This is a genomic window from Ginsengibacter hankyongi (assembly GCF_008710285.1).
Classification (GTDB): domain Bacteria; phylum Bacteroidota; class Bacteroidia; order Chitinophagales; family Chitinophagaceae; genus Ginsengibacter; species Ginsengibacter hankyongi.
The window spans coordinates 12,131-33,279 of the sequence record NZ_VYQF01000014.1 but is presented as its reverse complement, the minus strand read 5'-3'; the positions used below and the strand labels follow the sequence as shown (position 1 = coordinate 33,279).

Sequence of the window (21,149 nt, the reverse complement as noted above, 5' to 3'; positions counted from 1 at the left end):
AAAAAAATAACCTTCACTAAATTTAATTAAAAAAACAGCAAAGGTTATTAAAAATCTAATTTTTTTCCTGGCTATAAACCTGTTAATATAGCAACAAGAGCCATTAAACCATAAAATCCAGCTATAATTCCTATAGCTACAAAGATGTCGGTGACTTCAGTTGAGTAAATTTTTTTCATAACCTACAATTTAAAATTTAAAAAATTAATTAAAAAAGCAGGATTTCTTAGGTATTGCGAAGTTGTGACTGTTTAAAGAGGGGACGGTTTAATAAGTACACACCAAAATTACTCAGATAATTCCAAAATTACAAGTATTTATTAATATTAGGTTTTAACCGGCCTGACTGAGCATCATTTATGTATTTTTTCTTAGATCGGAATATTAAGGCTTTTTGAATATTGTGGTTTTTTTTTTGACATTGACTTTTCTTTTTTGTAATTTACTTTCAAACTTTTACTATGAATCATGTTAAAGACATTCTTGCACGAAAAGGCAGCAATGCAATTTCTGTTCTTCCCGACACAACGGTCCTGGATGCATTAAAAGTAATGGCAGAAAATAATATTGGTTCGGTAATGGTAATGCAGGATGGAAAATACCTGGGAATTGTAACAGAAAGGGATTATTCCCGTAAAGTGATCCTGAAGGGTAAAAACTCTACAGATACCCATGTTTCCGAAATCATGTCATCGGAGCTCCCCCATATAAAGCCGGATGACACCATAGAACACTGTATGGAATTAATGACCAATAGCAATATTCGCTATCTCCCCGTTTTTAAAAATGATCACCTGGAAGGTATTATTTCTATAACTGATGTGGTTAAGGAAACAATTTTAAAACAACAACAAACCATCCGCCACCTGGATAGTTATATTAATTCCTGATTAGGAACATTAAAATTTAATTTTTAAAATTCCGGCTTACTTCAAAAAACCCCTACCGTTTTATTTATTTTGAATTGACTTAACAAGTCGTCTTTATTTAGACGCCAATTAAAACAGTATGTCTCAGCCAACTGCCGGTCACAAGCCTGATAAAAAAAGCCTGGTTACAGAGGACTTCATTAATCATCCCGATGTTTTAAAATGCGTAGAACAATTGAATACTGCATTTCCCAAAGACACTAATCCTTTAATTGTATCAGATGTATTAGATAGTGATGGCAATCAATATGTAAATCTTGTGCAGAAGGGCGGTGGTGTGTTAGGTATAGCACTTGTTGGCTACACGTATATTTTAGAAAAAATGGGTATTCGTTTTTTGCGACTCGCAGGCACCAGTGCAGGGGCAATAAACACCGCCTTAATGACCGTTATTGGTAAAAAGGAAGATTCGAAATCAATTCCCATTTTAAAAGCGATATGTGACCTGAACTTCTTTAACCTGGTAGATGGCCATCCTGCCGCACGATGGATCATTAAAAAATTTATCACGCACCAGGATTTTACAGTTAAAGTGAAAAAGTGGCTGACATGGATTATAATGATTGCAGTTTTATTGGTCGCAGGAGATTTTATCTTCCTGGGGCTTGAACATAAAATTCAGTCTCTTTCTTTTTTTACAAAATTATTTTTCATACTAACGGGTTTTTATTTCTTAATTGTTGGGCTGGTTATTTTTTATAGTGCCAGGCTTTTAAAAAGATTAAAAAACTCCGGTTATGGAATTAACCCGGGCGACTTTTTTTATGACTGGATCAAGCAACAGCTTATTACGAACAATGTTCATACGGTTTCCGATCTTGATGCAAAAGCCGCTACGCTTCCGCAGCTCCATTTACGAGTGGATAATCCTGAAGGCGTAGCCAGCCTTACCGGAGATGTTACTTTTATAACTTCTGAGTTGGTAACACAAAATAAAATTCAGTTCCCCGAAATGTGTTATCTCTTTAGGGAGAAGGCAAATATTAATACGCTGCAGCCGGCAGGTTTTATAAGAGCTTCTATGTCAATTCCCATGTTCTTTGAATCCTATATGATTAATGATATTCCCTGCACATCAGACGAAATTAAAAAAGCCTGGCTGGATACAATGGATGAGCCCGATCCGCCCTCAAACGCCAGGTTTGTTGATGGAGGAATGCTTTCGAATTTTCCTATAAATATATTTTATAATCCAAAAGTCATTACACCGAGGCTTCCTTCTTTTGGGATAGACCTTGATGATAGCAAGCCTGATAATACTTCAAAAAATGCAACTGCCTGGGACCTGTTAGGGTATTTCGGCAGGATGTTCAACACCATCAGGTATTATTATGATAAAGATTTTTTGCTAAAGAATAAAGTGTATGAAAAAGGTATTGGTAAAATTCCTTTGGCAGGTTATAACTGGCTTAATTTTTTTCTTTCCGACCAGGACAAAATTGACATGTTCGTTCTTGGAGCAAAATCAGCAACACAGTTCTTATTAAATTTTGACTGGAATGACTATAAAAATAACAGGACTATGATGCAGATTACGTTAAACAAAGAGAAAGTTGCGGGTAATTCAAAAACTTAATTAAATAAACTGTATGACTTTTTATATACATTTTACCTGGATATACTTTTGTATTGCTTTCGGTGTTATGTTGCTTCTTCATTTATTGATGAGCGTCCAAAACAAAAACTTTTTTACCATGCATGTGGTTATAAGAAAGTTCAGCATCCTCGACCTTGAATTTCCTCCTTCGGCACAAGACTTAACCAATTTTATAAAAGACATTTTTAATTTACCGGACAACCTTAGCAAAAAAACTACTAAGGCGGTAAGAAGACAACTCCGGATAGATTTTATTTTTATGCCGGCACTATATGGAGCTATCTTTATTCTGAGTATGAAAGTTTCGATGATGATGACTTATTTTGGTCATAAGTTATTTGCTGTTTTCGCCTGGATGCAGTTTATCGCCTGGTTTTGCGATATAGGTGAGAATATTTATTTGCTTAATAAGATCCGGCCCGACCCGGTTGTTTCAAATCCCTTTGTTCATAAAAGTTATGAGATACTTGAAGTGGTAAAGTGGGGTATCCCTTTACTTGCCGGTGTATGTAGCATCGCAGCGATATTTTACTTCTGGCTGGTTGGTCGTTACTCCTACGATTCTCTCAATTATATTTTTATTACAATTGCAGAGTTGATCATATTTTTTATAATAAAGAAATTAATTACAAAAAGTGAGGAGCAGCAACTGGAGGACTTTCAAAACCAGTGATATAAAAAAGAAAGATTTTAATAACGATTTCAAAATTTCATCTTTAAGAAAACTTTTTGAAATAATTTTTCCCGTAATCCGTTACAATAGAAATTTTTTAGAATACCTTTATCCGCTATGCGAATTTCCTTATTACCCCTACAGATTTCCTTGTTTTCATTTATCGCTTTTTGTAATGTTAGCTGCAAAAATGCAAGTTCCGGCAGCAGTGAAAAAGCGGATACAATAATAAATAAAACAACTTCAGGAACAGAGTCGTTGTACCAGGGAAAGTTTGACACTGCAGATTATAATGCAAAATTAAAAAACCTTGCAAACGGGGATACTACCGGGAAATGGCCCGCTAAATTTCCTTATCCTTTACCCGGTGCTGTTCTGCCCTTCAGGAGAATTGTTGCTTTTTATGGCAATTTGTATTCAAAGAAAATGGGTATTCTTGGTGAGTTACCCAAAGCCGAAATGCTGGCAAAATTGAGAGGTGAAGTTGCAAAATGGCAGGCTGCAGATAGCTCCATTCCGGTAATTCCCGCTCTACATTATATTGCCGTAACGGCGCAAGGTTCTCCCGGGAAAGACGGCAAACACAGGTACCGCATGCCTTCCAGTCAAATTGATACGATCATGAATTGGGCAAAAGAAATTAATGGCCTCGTTTTCCTTGACGTACAAGTTGGGCATAGTACAGTAAGGGACGAAATGCCTCCGTTAGAAAATTATTTAAAGCTTCCTAACGTTAATTTTGGAATAGATCCTGAATTTTCAATGAAAGGCGGTGAGGTACCAGGAAAAAAAATCGGGACATTTAGTTATGAAGATGTAAATAACGCGGTTGATTACCTGGCTTCCCTCGTGAAAAAATATAATCTCCCCCCCAAAATTTTAATAGTTCATCGCTTTACCCAGGGCATGGTAACAGGCTATGAAAAAATAAAAAAAGTTCCTGAAGTGCAAATTGTAATGGACATGGATGGCTGGGGCGACAAGACTTTAAAACGCTCTACTTACCTTTTATATATTTATAAACAACCCGTGGAATTTACCGGCTTTAAATTGTTTTATAAAAATGATATTAAAAACGGGAATCATCAAATGTATACACCTCAGGAATTATTAAAATTTGTTCCGAAGCCTATCTATATTCAATATCAATAACAATAAATTTTTATATCTCAAAAAATGAAGACACACGGCTTTAGTTTAATTACTATTCTGTTTTTTATAGCATCGTGCTCAAACGGTACAACCCAAAAGGAAACAGCTAAAAATGAACCTGCAAAAGATACAACCGGCCCAGCACAACCAGGTAAAATTGCAGATGTAGCAACCATACTTTCTAAAAAAGAGGTGCCCGTTTTATGCTACCACCATATTCGTGAGGCCAAGCCGGGACAGAGCGAAACACTGAAAAGCTACTCAGTATCTCCCGAATCTTTCGCCCAGCAAATGAAGGCTTTAAAAGACAGCGGCTACCAAACTATATTGCCTGACGATTTGTATAATTATTTAACTCATGGTGCTAAACTTCCGCCAAAACCTGTTATTCTAAGCTTTGATGATACGGATGAAGAACAATTTAGTATAGGTTACCCGGAAATGAAAAAATATGGCTTTAAAGGCGTTTTTTTTATAATGACTATTTCGCTTAACCGGCCACGTTATATGACTACAGAACAGCTAAAACAATTATCAGATGATGGCAATGCAGTTGAAGCACATACGTGGGATCACCACATGGTTACCAAATATAAAGGTGCAGATTTTGAGATCCAGTTTGTAAAACCTAAAAAGAAAGTAGAAGATATTACGGGGAAACCTGCTGAATATTTTGCTTATCCATATGGCGTTTGGAATTTGGCCGCAGTCCCTGAACTAAAAAAGGCCGGTTATAAAATGGCGTTTATATTATCAACAAAAAGAGATTCGACTGAACCATTGTTCACAATAAGGAGGCTGCTTGTAGCGGGCCAGTGGTCAACTCCGGGAGTGCTAAGAGCTATGAAACAAACTTTTCACCTTTAATAGCTATTTGGCAATTTCAATTTTCACGTTTTTGTTCTTGATTTTTTCAGTTTTTATTAGCTGAAGAACATGCCCGACTTTGGATTTTCGTATGGCTACAAATGAGAAAAAATCTTTTACTTCTATAAGGCCAATATCTTCTTTTTTTAATTCTCCTTTATTCGAAAGAAATCCGACTATATCCACTTTGTTCACCTTATTCTTTTTGCCCGCGGCAATAAAAAGCGTTGACCACTTTGGCTTTTCGGGTAGTATAACGGTAGGGGGTAGATGTATTTGTTCAATACCCGCGTTTATATAAGCAGGTAGTTTTTCGTCTTCTGATAATATTAAAACAGCAGTTCCGCTTGCGTCCATTCTTGCTGTTCTTCCATTTCGGTGAATAAATATTTCTTCTGTATGAGGCAAATGATAATGAATAATATAACGAATGTTAGGTATATCCAGTCCCCGGGAGGCGAGGTCGGTAGTTACCAGCACGTTTACACTTCCATTTCTGAATTTACATAATGCGCTATCTCTTTGCTGTTGCTCCATAGCGCCATGATAAAATTCATTTACAATTCCGCTTTTAGAAAGAAAGTGGCTGGTACGTTCAACCGATTCCCGGTGATTGCAAAACACAATCGCAGATCTGTTCCCGAGATAGCAAATCAATTTAAATAGGGTTTCGTTTTTATCTTTTTCCGGTGATATTACGCTTTCAATACTTAAGCCTTTTTCTTCATCGCCTTGCGATAAATAATTTAACCGGGTGGGATTGCTAAGCCCAATGAATGAGGGAATTTCCACAGTTTCAGTTGCTGATGTCAATATCCTTTTTTTCAAATTTTTTAAGGAACCCATGATGAAAGAAACTTCTTCTAAAAAACCTAATTCTAATGTTTTATCAAATTCATCTAATACCAAAATTTCTATAGCATCTAATGTGATATTTCCCCTGCGTATATGATCGCATATTCTTCCCGGGGTGCCGACTATTATTGCCGGTGGTTGAACCAGGTTATTTTCTTCTGTTTCTCTTTTATGGCCGCCGTAGCAAGTGGTTATCTTAAACCCGGTTCCCATCTGCCTGGTAACCTGTTCAATTTGGATAGCCAGCTCACGGGAAGGAACAATTATAAGTGCTTGCGTATTTTTATTATTCGGATTAAGTAATTCAATAATTGGTAACAGGAAAGCTAACGTTTTTCCAGACCCTGTTGCAGAAAGGATGATCACGTCCGCATCCTTTCTATTTGCCTCAACAGATGCTATTTGCATTTCATTCAGTGCAGGAATGTTTAACCGGGAAAGTATTTCTTCTACTGAAAGGTTTTTATTTTTCATTCCGGCAAAAGTAAGCATGTTTAAGATGGGGATGAGTATTGAATAACGTTTTGCTTTATGTTAAAATTTCCAGCTCTAAATTTCAACTGATGAATAAATCATGGTTGTGCTTGTTCATTTAACGCTTTATCGATTCTAAAGAATACGAACGACTTTAACTTTTTGTAAATTGAATTAGGCGTTTACATCTATTAACAAATAAAAAAAGATATGGAAACCAACATTGGTATTATTCAGAAAAACCGGCTGGCTGTTTCAACTGCTTTGTCAAAATTATTGGCCGATGAATTTATTTTGTACACTAAAACAAGAAATGCCCATTGGAATGTGGAAGGAAGTGACTTCCATGCAATGCATTTATTTTTTGAATCTCAATATGAACAACTCGACGAAATTATGGATAGCGTAGCTGAACGCATTCGTGCCCTCGGGCATTATGCTCCTGCAACTTTAAAGGCCTACCTGAAGCTGACGCATCTTAGCGAGTCTGAAAATAAAAATGGCAGTCTTGATTTTATTAAAGAGCTACTGGCAGACCATGAAAGTATTATTGAATTTATAAGAGGCAATATTAATCCTTTCACAGACACCTATAAAGACGCCGGAACCAGTGATTACATTACAGGGCTGATGGAAACTCATGAGAAAATGGCCTGGATGTTAAGAGCCCATCTGGTATAAAATTTTGCCTGTTTCAAGCGGCACTTATCCCGTACCGTTAGTGCTAAATTGTAAAAGGAAAATCTTTACTTCTAAGGATTAGTTATGCTAATTTCCTAGAGCGGGGTGTGCACCGCCACACTTAATGATATATGCTTTCTATTAACATTCTATTGGGAAGTAATTTATATAATGGGGCGTCTTATTAGTATTATTATTCACAACTAAAATTCACAATCATGAAAAAGATTTTTACACTAATATTTTCGCTCGGACTTTTAACATCAGTATTTGCCCAGTCTGAACATCGCCAGCAAAAACAGCCCCAGGGTAACGGATATCAAACATCCCCGTATTCATATGGCGGCCACCAGGATAAGAATAGTTCCAACGCTTATTCTAACGGCAGAGATAATCAGTGGAACAGTAAGGATAACAACGATCAATATGCTTATAACCGTAATGAACGTAACGATTCTTATAGAGGCCGCGATGAACATTTTTCTCCAAAATACAATGGCGATAAAAGAAGATACGACCGTGACGAGCATCATCAACCTGCGACAAGAGTTTCTTTATTGCAAATAATTTTTGGTATAGTTGGAAGGTGAAATATAGTTTGGTTTTAAAGGGTCCCGGATTTCTTGGGGCCTTTTTTTATTTTTACACCTAATCGTTTTGGAAATATCGGAAACTATCTGTCGTATGCATTTTTATATTTTCAATCTTATCTCCAACGTTTACCGCCCCAACACCATTAGCTAATAAATTTTGTCCGAAATATACCTTATTATTTCTTTGCCGGTATGATGCGAAGGTTTTTGACGGTTCATTTGATTTTGAAGCATTGTCCTGGTTTATAGTCGGAATATTACAGCGGGCGCAAAGTTTTACTCCAAAAAAAATAACATTATTAATAATAAATTCCTCCATCACATCTTCGATGTATGGCGTACCTCCTGTAAAAACTATATTAGGCCTGAAACGATTGATGGGTAAGGGATCAATCAGTTTTGCATTTAAATCATCTAAAGAAGACTGGCCAATCATTAAAAATGGAAATGCATCAGCGAAGCCGGTAATCTCATTATTGCGTCCATATTCTGTATCAACCATTCTTAGTGAAGACTCGGGCATATATACTAACCTGCATCTAATTGATAACATTTCAGTAAACCATTCATCAACAACATCGCTTACAAACACTGCCTCACACGCGTCGTCAAATATTTGCACTGTTACGTGTTGCTCGGATTCAGGTATAAATGGAATAATTATTTGCGACTCCTTATTTTTTTTATGATAAACTTTCAATCCTCCGGTACTTAACGCTACCTGCAATAATGCCATTGAAGGTAACTCGCGTTGGGTAATGAAACGGTTAGCTGAGTCAACAAGCATCCATCGCCTGTCGTATTCAAATCCCCGGCTGGTAACCTTTGCAGAAGAAACTGAAATTCCGCCTAAAGATTTTATGGGATAAATAAACAAATCACTTACTGTAAGCATTCTGTAATTAAAAATCGAAAATAGAATTATTTTATAAGTTTAGTATAATTGTTGTTCGTTCATAAAATAATAAAGCAGCCAATGGAGGCTGCTTTATTATTATCACTTGCTTGTTACTTTATAAACTTTATAATTTTTCTTTCATTATTATTTTCAGCTTCAAGAAGGTAAATTCCTTTCTGCAAGGTTACAGGTAAACTTAGCTGACCGTTTATATTTTCCATAGATTTTGTATAAAGAATCTTACCACTTATATCTCTTACGGAAAGCTGCAATTTCCCTGAAATGCTGCTCAACATTAAATTTACATTACCTTGTACTGGATTTGAAAGGATCCGAACATCCCATTTGCTATCGCCTCTAAGTTTTAAGAAAATAACGTTTGTATTTACAGACTTCCCATCAATATCTGTTGCAATTAATCTATAATAAATTATGTTCTTACCGCTATTTGCTATTCCTGCATCCGTAAACGAATAAGCGTGGCTGTTAGAAGAAGTTCCTGTAGCCTGGACGACTCCAATGTCTTCGAATTGTTGTGCATCGTAGCTTCGCTGTATGGTGAAGTTTTTAGTATTCACTTCCTGGGCGGTACGCCATGCTAGTATTGCATCATTGGTTTTAAGAGTAACAGTAAAATCTGTTAGTTTTATCGGCAATGCAACAAAAACTCCATTTACGGTATATAGGTCGGTTTCCGTAGCATTATCTCCCTCAGTGGCTTCAAATAATATCTTACCGTTTAGCATAAAAACATCAAGAACCGGATTGGAACTATTTGTCCCAGGATAAAGATCCGTCACCCCAACGGTGCCAGCTGTGGTGCCATCACTGTGCCATAACTCCTCGCCAGCACTAGCAGTAGTTGCCGGAAAAAATAAGTCGGTGGTCGTATACAGGTATGGACCAGTGGGGTCAGAATCTGCAGGACCTGGGTTAATATCTTTTACAAGATGCGTGTTTCCGACCGTACTATCAACACCATCGGATATCCACAATTCGGTTCCTTCAGCCACCGTTTTAGCCCTAAAGAAAAATTTATTTCCCTGGAAGAGCGGTTGGGTAAGGGTAAAATTTGTAAAGGAAAATGGAATAAAAATAAACGGTACGTCATGGGTCGCGTCTGAAAAGGACTTAAATAGTTTTGTTCCGTTAGGCGTACCATCAGATTCCCAAAGCTCGGAACGGGTAGTTTGGTCTGAAACAGGAAATATAAATTTATTGGAATAATTGATGGCGTCTGAAAGAAGAATAAACGGTAATGGCATAGTTGTGCTTTGCACTATATTTTTTACCAGAGTTGTGTTTGCCTCTGTTCCATCTGTGCGCCAGACTTCTCCGGCGCTTGTTCCATCATATGCAACAAAATAGAGAAAATTATTATAAAGATGAAAGCCAGAGAGCACAGGGTAACTGTAGCCAAGTCCGAATCCTAAATTTACCCATATTTTGGTTGATGAACTATCGGGAACAGTGTTTATATCCTTTAATATTGTAGTGCCAGCCGCTGTCCCATCCGTTTTCCATATTTCATCCCCATGAGTGGCATCCGTAGCCAGAAATAAGACTATGCTATTAAATTTAAAAAAAGACCTGGCATTCGAAGAATCGATGCCTGCATTTATGTCCTTTAATAAAACAGTACCGGCAGTTGACCCGTCTGATGTCCACAATTCAACTCCTGACGCTGGAGTACGAGCCATGAATAATAGGTAAGTTCCAGAAGAAAAAAGCTCATATTTGTCTGGGTAATTACTATCGCCCGTACCTGGAACGATATCTTTTAAAAGTGTAGTGCCTGCTGGTGTTCCGTTTGTTTTCCAGATTTCGCGCCCCTCTGCGGCCGTCGAGGCCGTAAAATATAAAAAGCTACCCAGTATAGTCGATTCATGATCGATTGAAGAGCCGGCAGCCCCCGGATTAATATCTTTTACAAGCGTCGTCCCAGTGGGAGTACCATCTGTTCTCCAAAGTTCCTCGCCCTCCGCAGGTGTCTCTGCCCTGAAATAAATAAATCCGCTCATGAAAGACAAAAGTGTAGGGTGGGAACTTGCTGTTCCTGGATTAATATCTTTCACCAGAATTGTTCCGGCTGGCGTACCATCGGTTATATATACCTCATCACCCGTCGCGGGGGTGCTGCCAGCAAAAATCAATTTACCATCTAAAAATACTATACTACCAAGGTTATCTACAAACTTGATTGTAGCAGATAACTGGATCGTACCCGATAATGTTCCATCTGTAGCCCACACGGTGGAGTCCAGGTCGGAAACAAAGATTTGCTTGGTGTTGCTAATTGGGGTATTAAAATGTAAACTCTTGTTATTATTGATTTGTGTTACACCCTGTGCATTCAAAAAGAAAGCCGAGATTACAATACTTGCGGTTAATAGTAATTTCTTTTTCATGTTTTCTTGTATAAAATGTTGATCAAAATTTATTTTCTTTCTCGAATTTTTTTTTCATACATTTCAAATCAAATAATTAAACCAACTAAACTTCAGAGTTGAATTACAATAATTAAGAAATGAATTGAATTGAATAATCAGTTGTAAAGACCCAACAGGCTTGCAGTTTGAGGAAGTAAAGTATTTCTAAGGAATTAAATTTTGAAATAATTTCTGGTGGGTGGTGATATAAAATTATCTCCTTGAAAATCAGAGGTAAATCAGGAAGGAAAGTTATTACAAATTTTATTTCAAAGCAAGAAAAAACAAAATTGTTTATTAAAAATCATCAATAAACAACAGGAAAATTCAGTTTGCTTAGTTCTTAAGCAGTCAAAATATTTGAAAATAAAAAAACCACTTTTAAGGAGTGGTTTTTAGAAAAGTTTTTTTATCCTATTATTTTTTCTTAACCCCTTTTTTCGGTCCGGGTTTAGAACTGCTTTTTGAAGCAGACTTTTTTGCTGCGGATTTTTTTGAAGCTGTTTTAGATGCACTTTTTTTGGGAACTTTAGCTCCCTCTTCCCTTGCTTCTGAAAGGCCTATTGCTATTGCCTGCTTAGGGTTGGTAACTTTTTTATTACTTTTCCCGCTTTTGAGTTTGCCTTCGTGCATTTCATGCATTGCCCGCTCAACTTTTTTTCCTGCTCCTTTAGAATACTTTGCCATTTTATAAGATTTTAAGGTTAGTAAATAATTTGTATGCACTAATTTTTGTGCCAAATATTATCCGTAATTAAACAATATCCATCGCCTTAATCTCTTCTTTATATTTTGCAGGAAGAATAATAGATTTAATGAGTCCATCTAATTTAAAAACGCGACTCAATTTATAAAATGGCAATATTAACTTTAGAAAAGAAAACTTTCTCAGGTGTAATAATTGCCGTACGTTTTCAGGTACAATAATTATTTGCCCCTCGATTAAAACGCTGTAACGAAATCTGCCCAAATGTTTTTTATACTGTTTATAAAGATCAACTGAATAATTACTTCTAACGAGGTCGTGCCCGAGGTCATATTTTCTTACCGTTAGCCATTCTGTATAATTTCCCGGGAGCCCTTTCAAATTCATTCTTTTGCCAAACCTGTAAAACACATCGAACACATCTTCCTTTTCAGTTAACGTAAGTTTCCGTTCAAGTGTTTCGAAAGATGCAATGCTATAGTGGATCAACATGAAAAGAACATCCCGGTATGCCCAGTCAGGAATTGTTTGTCCTCTTTTATTTTCTACAGCTTTATGAATGGATGTAATGGAATCAATTATTTTTAAAGCGTCATCATATTGAGCAAAAAGAATTCTTTTCGAATAGCTAACTGTTGAAAATAATCTCCCCAGCGGATCCATAGGAAGACGCCCCGTATAATAAAGCCAGTCCACCGCCTTATTCAACGCAAATTCCGCGGCAGCGCCTGCAAAAATAAAAAGCACCGTATCGCTTTTGCCCCATATCTGCCGCACAATTGATTTTTTTTCAACAAAATATTTCATAATAAATGGCAAGCTTGCCCTACGACTAATGATGGATGATGTTTGTTATTTAAGAAAAATATTTTTCAATAATTAAAAGAAAGAAAGATAAAATTCTACAACCAACGTTTTATAATGTTTATAATAACAGTTACAACAACGCTAATAACAAGCATTGTAACGATGGGAAAATAAAACCGTAAATTTTCTTTTTCAATTCTTATATCGCCCGGCAGTCTTCCAAGCCATTTAAAATAATTATGAAAAAAATAAACTAATATCCCTGCAATTAAAATAAATATTCCTGCAATAATTATATACTTACCGGTTTGCTGATCCATAATTTAAAAATAGTATCCCTGGTCAAAATTAACTTCACAAAAAATTATTGTTTCTCCCTAACAAATCCATTAAATGAAATCGGGTCCCGCGAAATACTGGTAACATTAAGGCTTGCTCTTCCATTATCGAAAACCGTAAATAAATATTGCTGAATTTCCGAATTATCTTTTGGCTTAATTATAATATTCCATGCATTTTTCTTGTGGGCTGAAAATGAATAGGAAAATTTGGTTGAAGTAAACTCAAGCGGCGATTTTGTTTGATTATAAGGCGGATTAAACGCACGTCCAAAATAAGGCAGATAGCTTCGCATGGTATCTTTAGATACGGTTACATCATATGAAGAAGTAAGATTTCTAAAATTACCCCTGAGCGGCGTAACGGATTGCGCCTCAAAGATAAATTTTTGAGAATCTATCATATTTTTAATGGCGGTTTTTTTTGAATCATTTTTTTTATTTTGCTGAGCGATACCAAATTTGGGAAAAGGAAAAAGGAAAAGGAATATTATTAAAATAAAACGGGAATATTTTATGCGTGTCATGCTGAATGGTTTATTATTAAAAGCAAAATTACGCTGTGATTATTTATAAAAATGTGAAAAACAAACCGGTCCTCTCAACTGATAAAATGACTAATCCTGAAGGTTACAAATTGATTCCAATAACCCGGATCGAACTTGATTAATTTCATTCTTATAGGCAAGTAGGAGAGAAGCGCCCTATTCTATAGATGTATTAAGATAGGAATAACATTTCCTTTCATGAATATAATCAGAGTTCGCATACATAGTGCTAAAAACAAGTGAACCTGAAGATAAAGTTTATTAGGCAACCTAATAAGCACTATGATGGTATACACCCATCTCGACATTGAAAATACACAGTCAAAGTATTAAAGATTGCCGACGATTACTACGTAAGATGGTGTTCTTATGTTCAATAGAGCCAGGATGGTAACCCCGGCAAAATTTCTAAAAGAGTAGCTAAGAAAACGCCGGACTATTTATTTGGGTTCGTTGTAATTGCTCCTGCGCCATAGTCATTCTTTTCATAAGTGTCATACATTTTAGAACTGCTGCCCAATCTCGTATCCATGTAAATTGTTGATTGTTGATCGTTCTCAACACTTTTCTGGTCCGCCTTATAAAGTGTATCCGAATTTATCGGGTGAGCATTATAATGTCTGGCAATATTCTTTTGGTAAACATTACTTTGACCGGCATCGGGTAATGAGCTTGCCACCGGATAGGAAGACTTCGAAGTGGATTGAGCATACCCGTTATTTAAAACTATAAAATAAGTGAGCAATAAAATGATAATAGTTTTCATGACATATATTTAAATTTTTAAGCAATAAATTCTGTGCCAGTTGAATGGAGATGAGCAATTTTTACACAAAAATTAAATAGCAAATGATGGCAATTATTAACTGCCATTGGCAATTAATTCCAAAAACTGCTATTTTACTTATGAAAAAAAAATTTACTATTTGTTTCGAATTACAAATAATTTATTTTATGTTTGCTCTCCTTACCGACTGATATTAAATCCTTTCCTTTGATAAGACTGTTTTTCTTCTATCCCCATTACATCTTGATATGATGTAATCTTCTGAAAACATTCATCCCTTTTCCTTAGAATTCCATAATTATTTACATTTTAAAATTTTTTTATGGAAAAGAAATTTACTTACTACGCAAGAATAATTGCCTGCTTTCTGTTAACAATTGTATTGCTTGTTAGTTCAATTGCGACAAAAACCTACGCCCAAATTAGCTGTACTAATGAAAGGGTGTTATTTTCACAAACTTTCGGGGTAGGCACAACTCCCACAAGTGACCCTGATGTTGTCACAACCGGGTTAACATACCAGGCAACCGGTTCACTGGGAGCAGAAGGAATTTATCGGGTGATAAATAATACCCAGCAAAAGCCTGAATGGCAAAACTCTGGAGATCATACTCCAAATGATGTTGATGGTAAAATGATGGTAATTAATGGCCAGGAGGAAACCTATTATAGCCACGAAATTGACAACGCCCAGGGATTTACTCCCGGTACTTATACCGCAAGTTTGTATATAATGAATATTGATACATTAGGTCTTTGTGGCGTAGACGCATTACTTCCCAACATAAGCTTTAGAGTGGAATATCTTTCTGAAGCGAACATCTGGACACCTTTTTCAGGATCTCCCTATACTGCAGCGCCTGTTGCTCAAACTGCCCCTTCGGCTCCTACATGGGTCCCATTAGGCTCATCTTTTACACTTCCGTCTACAGGATCTTTTGTTGTTAAGAGCATACGGCTTGTTCTCAGCGATGGAACTGTCGGAGGTTGTGGAAACGATTTCGCTATGGATGACGTTAAATTCTCACAATGCCCTGAAGGCGGTGAGTTACCTGTATCATTTTTAGGAGTTGATGCAAGGCAAAAGGGAAGTGGTGTGAGTATTGAATGGTCTACATCTCAGGAAATTAATAGCAATAGTTTTGATGTAGAAAAAAGTGCTGACGGCAATTCTAACTGGGTCCTTGTAGCATCAGTGAATGCAGCAGGCAACAGCTCAGTAGTTAAAAATTACAATGTTTTCGACGCTACACCTCTCAACGGAGTTAATTTTTATCGCGTTAAACAAGTGGACTTAGATGGCAATTTTAAATATTCGAAAACAGTTCGGATAAACCTCAATTTTAGCAAAACAGCCGTTTCCGTTTTAGCCAATCCATTTTATAATACACTTACAGTCGATTTCTCAAGCGCTATTGAGCAATCAGTTTCAGCGAGGCTTGTAGACATTACCGGTAAACAGGTTGCCTTCGAAAAGTGGGCGATTTCTACAGGAAATACACGTATGAACTTTTCTAATGTTTCTAATTTGCAACAAGGGATGTATATACTTAATATAAGCAACGCAGATGGTGAACTTCTGTATAACAATAAAGTAATTAAACAATAACACTACACAGGCATTTGCCTCAAAGGGAAACCATTAGGTTTCCCTTTTTTTTGTGATAAGCAGGAATAATTTTTATTAAATTAAGTTGTTACCGATATTTACTTAATTATGAAGACCCCAGCTTTAAATGAACTTAAAAAAGAGTTAGAGCATAAGAACAAAGACGAGCTTCTTTCCGTTTGCCTGCGGTTGGCAAAATTTAAAAAAGAAAATAAAGAACTGCTTGCTTTCCTTCTTTTTGAAGAAGGCGATATAAGTACTTACATTGAAAACATAAAAAATGAAACAACCGAATACTTTGGCGGGATAAATAATTCAAATGTTTATTTTATAAAAAAAAGCCTTAGAAAAATTCTAAGATATGTCAATAAGCATATAAAATTTTCCTTGTCTAAACAGGCCGAAGCAGAAATACTTATTCATTTTTGTAATAACATTTTAGAGTTTTCTATACCGCTTCACAAAAGCAGGCAGCTTTTAAATATGTATGAAATGCAGTTGAATAAAATAGACTTAGCTCTTTCCACACTCCATCCCGATCTTCAATATGATCTAAGAAAGCAATTAAAAAAAAATTGAATCTATATCTTGTTTTTATTTTTTTACTAACTTTATTAATCATCAAATAAAAAGGAGGTATTCATGCTATCTACAGATACATGGACTTCTTTACTGGCATTGGGCTAGAGAGAATTCCTAAAAATAATCTGTGCGCTTTGCAGCGCTAAGACCATCAGCCTGGCTGATGGTTTTTTATTGGATAAGTTGAAATGATTAAAGTATTTAGCAATAAAGCTGTTTTTATACGATTATTGGTTCAAATTTTGATACAGGTAATTTTAGCGATGTAAAATGTAATTTATAGCCTTTATATTATATTTACATTTACTAACTGTAATTATTTTTAACTTAAAAAAATCAACAATGAATTTAAAAAAAATGATCCCGGTATTATTAATGGCTATGTGCACAAGCCTGGTAATGCCTGCTTTTGCAGGAAATGAAACTCCTGTGACTACCGAAAAAACAAACAATGATGCACATGCGCAGCAGTTGGTAAACCGGCTGAAAGAAATCAGGGACATGGACAAGAGTGATCTTACTTCATCAGAAAGGAGAGCACTTAGAAAGGAAGTAAAAGAAATGAAAAAGGAAGTTAAGAGAGACAGCAAGGGAATTTATTTATCAGTTGGCGCTATTATCATTATAATATTGCTTTTGATTCTTCTGTTGTAAGAATCTTAATTGATAAAAAAGCCTGGCTTAAAGCCAGGTTTTTTTATCAATAAGTTGCTGAAAAATGCTTCGCTTTCAAGTATTTATTTTTTCCTATCTGCTACTACCAATACAACTCCTATTACAGCGATAAGCCCGCCGGCATAAGTTGGCCAGCCAATCCATTTATTCTCAGTTTTATTAATTTGTATAGGTCCGGCATCTACAATGTTCTTTTTTACGGGCACTGAGAAGCCCCTGACGATGATCATTATAATTCCCAGAGCTATTAAAACCCATCCTGCTGTTTTCATGTTTCATTTTTTATTTTGAAAAATTATTAATTGATATTTTAATGATAAGCCTGGTTGTGTAAGAGCTTACGCATCCACCAGACCGTTACAATTATCTTACCAACCTTTCCTATATGACATAATTTATCAGCAATGTAAAATAATTTGTTACGTTTCTATTTTCCTTCATCTTTGAAAAAAATATTAAATGCCAGCTAACAGAAAAGCAGCACTTGGATTTATTTTCTTCACACTCCTTATCGATGTAACGGGGCTGGGAATAATAATTCCCGTTTTGCCAAAACTTATTGAAGAATTAATTCACGGTAACATTAGCCTGGCATCCCGCTATGGGGGCTGGCTCACATTCGCTTACGCAATTATGCAATTTTTCTTTTCACCGTTTCTTGGTAATCTCAGTGACAAATATGGGCGCAGGCCTGTTCTCTTATTTTCCTTATTTGGTTTCGGGATCGATTATATCTTTCTTTCTTTCGCCCCAACTATAGGATGGTTATTTGTAGGGCGTATTATTGCAGGAATCACGGGTGCAAGTTTTACAACAGCTACTGCATACATTGCCGATATAAGTGCACCTGAAGACAGGGCTAAAAATTTTGGACTGATTGGCGCTGCCTTTGGCCTGGGATTTATTATCGGCCCCGTTATAGGAGGATTACTTGGACAATACGGTTCACGGATTCCATTTTTAGCAGCAGCAGGTCTTACATTCCTTAATTTTTTTTATGGGTTCTTCGTGCTACCAGAGTCTCTACCGGTTGAGAATAGACGTAATTTTGAATGGAAAAGAGCCAACCCTTTTGGAGCCTTCAAACATTTAGAAAAATATCCGGCGGTTGCAGCTCTTGCTATTTCTTTCTTCCTGGTTTATATGGCTGGACAGTCAGTTCAAAGTGTCTGGTCATTCTTCGGGATTGAACGTTTTAATTGGAGTCCAAAACTTATTGGTATTTCTCTCGGAACAGTTGGTTTGCTTGTTGGTCTTGTGCAGGGTGTATTAATAAGATATATCAATCCTAAACTTGGAAATATAAAAAGTATCTATATCGGTTTCGGCTTGTATGCATTTGGGTTAGTATTGTTTGCTTGTGCTACACAGGGATGGATGATGTTTATTTTTTTAATTCCTTATTGTCTTGGAGGAATTTCCGGCCCTGCCCTGCAATCAATCATTACAGGTCATGTGCCTGCAAATGAGCAGGGCGAATTGCAAGGCGCATTAACAAGTTTAATAAGCGCTACTTCTATTCTTAGCCCGGTTATTATGACAAGTCTCTTCGCACACTTTACTTCAAAATCAACATCCATTTATTTTCCCGGCGCTCCTTTTGTATTGGGAGCTATATTAATGGCTGGTGCCGGAATAGTTGCTTACAAGGTATTAAACAAAGAAAAAGAAGGAGAGGACTACACCATTAAAACACTTACCTGAATAATGATTCACTTTATCTGCTTCATTGCAGCTTCAACACTTTCTACCGGAAGCTGGCAGGTTTTATTTTCGCATACATAAATAAACGTTTTACCACTCACTAATTTATTTTGCAGGAGCGATAAATTTCCTTCGTTAACGCCACCCAAATAAATTGTATTGGGTAAATATTGTTTATGAAATTCAGAAAGCTTTTGTTGCCAGTCATTTCCCAGGATTGCCACTTCGTATGGAGGCTTTATTTGTAAAGCCACAACCTGCGCCCAGTTGCTGTAGTAACTAGGATTTTTTTTGATATCATCTATTACATTTTTTACAAGTTGAGCAGACTGACTCTCGTAACTATTATTTTCAAAATAAAGCCCAAGCAGCAATAAATTTTTTGCCATTTCACTGTTGGATGACGGAATCACATTATCCGGAACTTCCATTTTCCTGGCGATTAAATTACTATGTTGGTCATCAGTATAAAAATACATTCCGGTAGTTTTATCATAAAAATGTTGCTCAACATATTGAGTGAGGTCATTCGCTTTTTGCAAATAATTTTCATTAAAGTTCACCTGGTAATAATCAATAAGAGCACTTATCATAAAAGAATAATCGTCTAAAAAAGCAGGTATAGTGGCTTTACCATTTTTATAATTTCTATATAATGCATTTTCTTTTGTTGAAATATTTTTTAAAAGGAAACCAATATTCGTTTCAGCCATTTGTAAAAAATCTTTTTCATCAAAAGCCTCGTAGGCATCAATCAATCCTTTTGTCATCAGGGCATTCCAGGCGGTTAATATTTTATCATCAGTTTGCGGACGAATACGTTTTCCTCTTGCTTTTAAAACTTGTAATTTAAGCTCATCAATTTTATTTTGAAGCTGATCAGCAGAAAGATCATATTTCTTTTCAATGTCTTTTTCTCCTTCAATTATATCAGGAATATTTTTACCAGGCTCCCAATTGCCTTTGCTTGTTATACCAAAATAATCAGAAAAAATTTCAGCATCACTTCCAAGTATTTCCTTTATTTCATCTTTACTCCATACATAAAATTTTCCTTCTTCACCTTCGCTGTCGGCATCCAGTGAAGAGTAAAATCCACCCTCCGGCGAAGTAAGTTCACGCTTAACGAAAGCAATCGTTTCATAAACTATTCTTTTATACAATGAATTTTTCGTAAGCTGAAAAGCGTGACTGTAAAGGCTTACAAGTTGGGCATTATCATACAACATCTTTTCAAAATGTGGAGCATGCCAGTTGGGATCAGTTGCATATCTTGAAAAACCACCGCCCACCTGGTCATATATTCCACCATACGCCATGTGTTGCAAGGTAATTTCAACAGCTTTTAAAGCATTTGTATTTTTATTGAAATAATAGTATTGTAAAAGATATTCCCAAATGGCTGGCATAGGAAATTTCATGGAACCTTTAGTTCCTCCTTTATCCATATCTATTCTTTGGCTTAATGTTGAAAACATGTCGTCCAGAGTAATTGCAGAAAACGAAACTGAAGTAGTATTCTTAGGCACATTTTCAATATCGTTTATGCCTTTGGAAAGATGATCAGCCTGTTCTTCCAGCTTTTGTTTTTGATTTTTATATAAGTCAGAAAAATATTTTAAAAGTTGAATCCATTTATCTTTTGGAAAATAAGTTCCTGCAAAAAAAGGCTTCCCATCCGGCATTACCAGTGCATTTAATGGCCAGCCACCATTCCCATTTATAAGATAGGCGGCATTCATATAAACCTGGTCTACATCAGGCCGTTCTTCCCTGTCAACTTTTATACAAACAAAATTTTTGTTCATAATATTGGCGACAACAGTGTCTTCATAGCTTTCATGTTCCATCACATGACACCAGTGGCAAGCCGCATAGCCGACACTTATCAATAGCATTTTATTTTCTTTTTTTGCTTTGGCAAGTGCTTCATCTCCCCACGGATACCAATCTACCGGGTTATGTGCATGTTGCAAAAGATAAGGGCTTGTTTCATGTATCAATGCATTAGTGTACATAATTTTATTTTCTTTTTTTGATGTTTGTTGCCCGCAGGAAGAAAGAGCCCAGAAAAGCAAAACAAAATAAAAAGTATAAAGTTTATTACATAACATTTATCAATTACATTTTAGTAATGCTGAGTTGATTATAACGGCGGGAACTAAATATTGAAAGTTGCCGCTGCAAAGATAAATAACCGACAAGTCCAATTGGATAATTAATATTGATTTATTCCCTCAAAATA

21 protein-coding genes are annotated in these 21,149 nt (G+C 36.1%); 11 read left to right on the top strand and 10 right to left on the bottom strand.

Going from position 1 to position 21,149, the window contains the following annotated elements; all coding sequences use genetic code 11:
• The first annotated feature begins 461 nt into the window (after positions 1 to 461).
• From FW778_RS22085 to FW778_RS22065, 5 genes are all read left to right on the top strand, one after another.
• Positions 462 to 890, top strand: coding sequence for a CBS domain-containing protein (locus tag FW778_RS22085; RefSeq protein ID WP_150417071.1), 429 nt, complete (start codon positions 462 to 464; stop codon positions 888 to 890).
• Between the two features lie 118 nt (positions 891 to 1,008).
• A complete protein-coding gene (locus tag FW778_RS22080; RefSeq protein WP_150417070.1) occupies positions 1,009 to 2,505 on the top strand; it encodes a patatin-like phospholipase family protein in 1,497 nt (498 codons plus the stop codon).
• A 13-nt stretch (positions 2,506 to 2,518) separates the two neighbouring features.
• Positions 2,519 to 3,199, top strand: a complete 681-nt coding sequence (locus FW778_RS22075) for a hypothetical protein (RefSeq protein WP_150417069.1) — start codon at positions 2,519 to 2,521, stop codon at positions 3,197 to 3,199.
• A gap of 117 nt (positions 3,200 to 3,316) precedes the next feature.
• Complete coding sequence (locus FW778_RS22070) at positions 3,317 to 4,351, top strand: hypothetical protein (protein WP_150417068.1); 1,035 nt, start codon at positions 3,317 to 3,319, stop codon at positions 4,349 to 4,351.
• A gap of 24 nt (positions 4,352 to 4,375) precedes the next feature.
• On the top strand, positions 4,376 to 5,218 hold the full coding sequence (locus FW778_RS22065; RefSeq protein ID WP_150417067.1) for a polysaccharide deacetylase family protein: 843 nt from the start codon (positions 4,376 to 4,378) through the stop codon (positions 5,216 to 5,218).
• A 3-nt stretch (positions 5,219 to 5,221) separates the two neighbouring features.
• On the opposite strand, the gene FW778_RS22060 is transcribed toward FW778_RS22065, so the two are convergent.
• On the bottom strand, positions 5,222 to 6,547 hold the full coding sequence (locus FW778_RS22060) for a DEAD/DEAH box helicase (protein ID WP_150417066.1): 1,326 nt from the start codon (positions 6,545 to 6,547) through the stop codon (positions 5,222 to 5,224).
• 210 nt (positions 6,548 to 6,757) lie between these two features.
• Here FW778_RS22060 and FW778_RS22055 point away from each other — a divergent pair, with 210 nt between their 5' ends.
• Both FW778_RS22055 and FW778_RS22050 read left to right on the top strand, forming a co-directional pair.
• Positions 6,758 to 7,228, top strand: a complete 471-nt coding sequence (locus tag FW778_RS22055; protein ID WP_150417065.1) for a Dps family protein — start codon at positions 6,758 to 6,760, stop codon at positions 7,226 to 7,228.
• Positions 7,229 to 7,446: 218 nt separating this feature from the next.
• On the top strand, positions 7,447 to 7,818 hold the full coding sequence (locus FW778_RS22050) for a hypothetical protein (RefSeq protein ID WP_150417064.1): 372 nt from the start codon (positions 7,447 to 7,449) through the stop codon (positions 7,816 to 7,818).
• Between the two features lie 58 nt (positions 7,819 to 7,876).
• Here FW778_RS22050 and FW778_RS22045 read toward each other — a convergent pair whose 3' ends face one another.
• The 7 genes from FW778_RS22045 to FW778_RS22015 form a co-directional block, all read right to left on the bottom strand.
• Entirely contained in the window at positions 7,877 to 8,716 is an 840-nt protein-coding gene (locus tag FW778_RS22045; RefSeq protein ID WP_150417063.1) for an MOSC domain-containing protein, read from the bottom strand.
• 113 nt (positions 8,717 to 8,829) lie between these two features.
• Complete coding sequence (locus tag FW778_RS22040) at positions 8,830 to 11,127, bottom strand: T9SS type A sorting domain-containing protein (protein ID WP_150417062.1); 2,298 nt, start codon at positions 11,125 to 11,127, stop codon at positions 8,830 to 8,832.
• 438 nt (positions 11,128 to 11,565) lie between these two features.
• The gene (locus FW778_RS22035; protein WP_150417061.1) at positions 11,566 to 11,835 is read right to left on the bottom strand and encodes a DUF6496 domain-containing protein; all 270 of its coding nucleotides are present in this window, start codon (positions 11,833 to 11,835) and stop codon (positions 11,566 to 11,568) included.
• A gap of 67 nt (positions 11,836 to 11,902) precedes the next feature.
• Entirely contained in the window at positions 11,903 to 12,661 is a 759-nt protein-coding gene (locus tag FW778_RS22030) for an oxygenase MpaB family protein (RefSeq protein ID WP_150417060.1), read from the bottom strand.
• A gap of 95 nt (positions 12,662 to 12,756) precedes the next feature.
• The gene (locus tag FW778_RS22025) at positions 12,757 to 12,981 is read right to left on the bottom strand and encodes a DUF2905 domain-containing protein (protein ID WP_150417059.1); all 225 of its coding nucleotides are present in this window, start codon (positions 12,979 to 12,981) and stop codon (positions 12,757 to 12,759) included.
• Positions 12,982 to 13,025: 44 nt separating this feature from the next.
• Positions 13,026 to 13,526: a DUF4251 domain-containing protein gene (locus tag FW778_RS22020; RefSeq protein ID WP_150417058.1), complete on the bottom strand. Its 501-nt coding sequence runs from the start codon at positions 13,524 to 13,526 to the stop codon at positions 13,026 to 13,028.
• 457 nt (positions 13,527 to 13,983) lie between these two features.
• Positions 13,984 to 14,313 carry a hypothetical protein gene (locus FW778_RS22015; protein WP_150417057.1) on the bottom strand — a complete coding sequence of 110 codons (330 nt, stop codon included), beginning with the start codon at positions 14,311 to 14,313 and terminating at the stop codon, positions 13,984 to 13,986.
• A gap of 343 nt (positions 14,314 to 14,656) precedes the next feature.
• On the opposite strand from FW778_RS22015, the gene FW778_RS22010 reads away from it, so the two are divergent.
• The 3 genes from FW778_RS22010 to FW778_RS22000 all read left to right on the top strand — a co-directional run bounded on the left by FW778_RS22010 (position 14,657) and on the right by FW778_RS22000 (position 17,179).
• Complete coding sequence (locus FW778_RS22010) at positions 14,657 to 15,943, top strand: T9SS type A sorting domain-containing protein (protein ID WP_150417056.1); 1,287 nt, start codon at positions 14,657 to 14,659, stop codon at positions 15,941 to 15,943.
• Between the two features lie 108 nt (positions 15,944 to 16,051).
• Positions 16,052 to 16,522, top strand: a complete 471-nt coding sequence (locus tag FW778_RS22005) for a hypothetical protein (protein WP_150417055.1) — start codon at positions 16,052 to 16,054, stop codon at positions 16,520 to 16,522.
• 345 nt (positions 16,523 to 16,867) lie between these two features.
• Positions 16,868 to 17,179, top strand: coding sequence for a hypothetical protein (locus FW778_RS22000; RefSeq protein ID WP_202552434.1), 312 nt, complete (start codon positions 16,868 to 16,870; stop codon positions 17,177 to 17,179).
• Positions 17,180 to 17,262: 83 nt separating this feature from the next.
• Here the strand turns inward: FW778_RS22000 and FW778_RS21995 are convergent, their stop codons facing one another.
• A complete protein-coding gene (locus FW778_RS21995) occupies positions 17,263 to 17,472 on the bottom strand; it encodes a hypothetical protein (RefSeq protein ID WP_150417054.1) in 210 nt (69 codons plus the stop codon).
• A 187-nt stretch (positions 17,473 to 17,659) separates the two neighbouring features.
• On the opposite strand from FW778_RS21995, the gene FW778_RS21990 reads away from it, so the two are divergent.
• Positions 17,660 to 18,904 carry a TCR/Tet family MFS transporter gene (locus FW778_RS21990; RefSeq protein ID WP_150417053.1) on the top strand — a complete coding sequence of 415 codons (1,245 nt, stop codon included), beginning with the start codon at positions 17,660 to 17,662 and terminating at the stop codon, positions 18,902 to 18,904.
• An 8-nt stretch (positions 18,905 to 18,912) separates the two neighbouring features.
• On the opposite strand, the gene FW778_RS21985 is transcribed toward FW778_RS21990, so the two are convergent.
• Positions 18,913 to 21,018: a thioredoxin domain-containing protein gene (locus tag FW778_RS21985; protein ID WP_202552433.1), complete on the bottom strand. Its 2,106-nt coding sequence runs from the start codon at positions 21,016 to 21,018 to the stop codon at positions 18,913 to 18,915.
• Positions 21,019 to 21,149 lie beyond the last annotated feature (131 nt).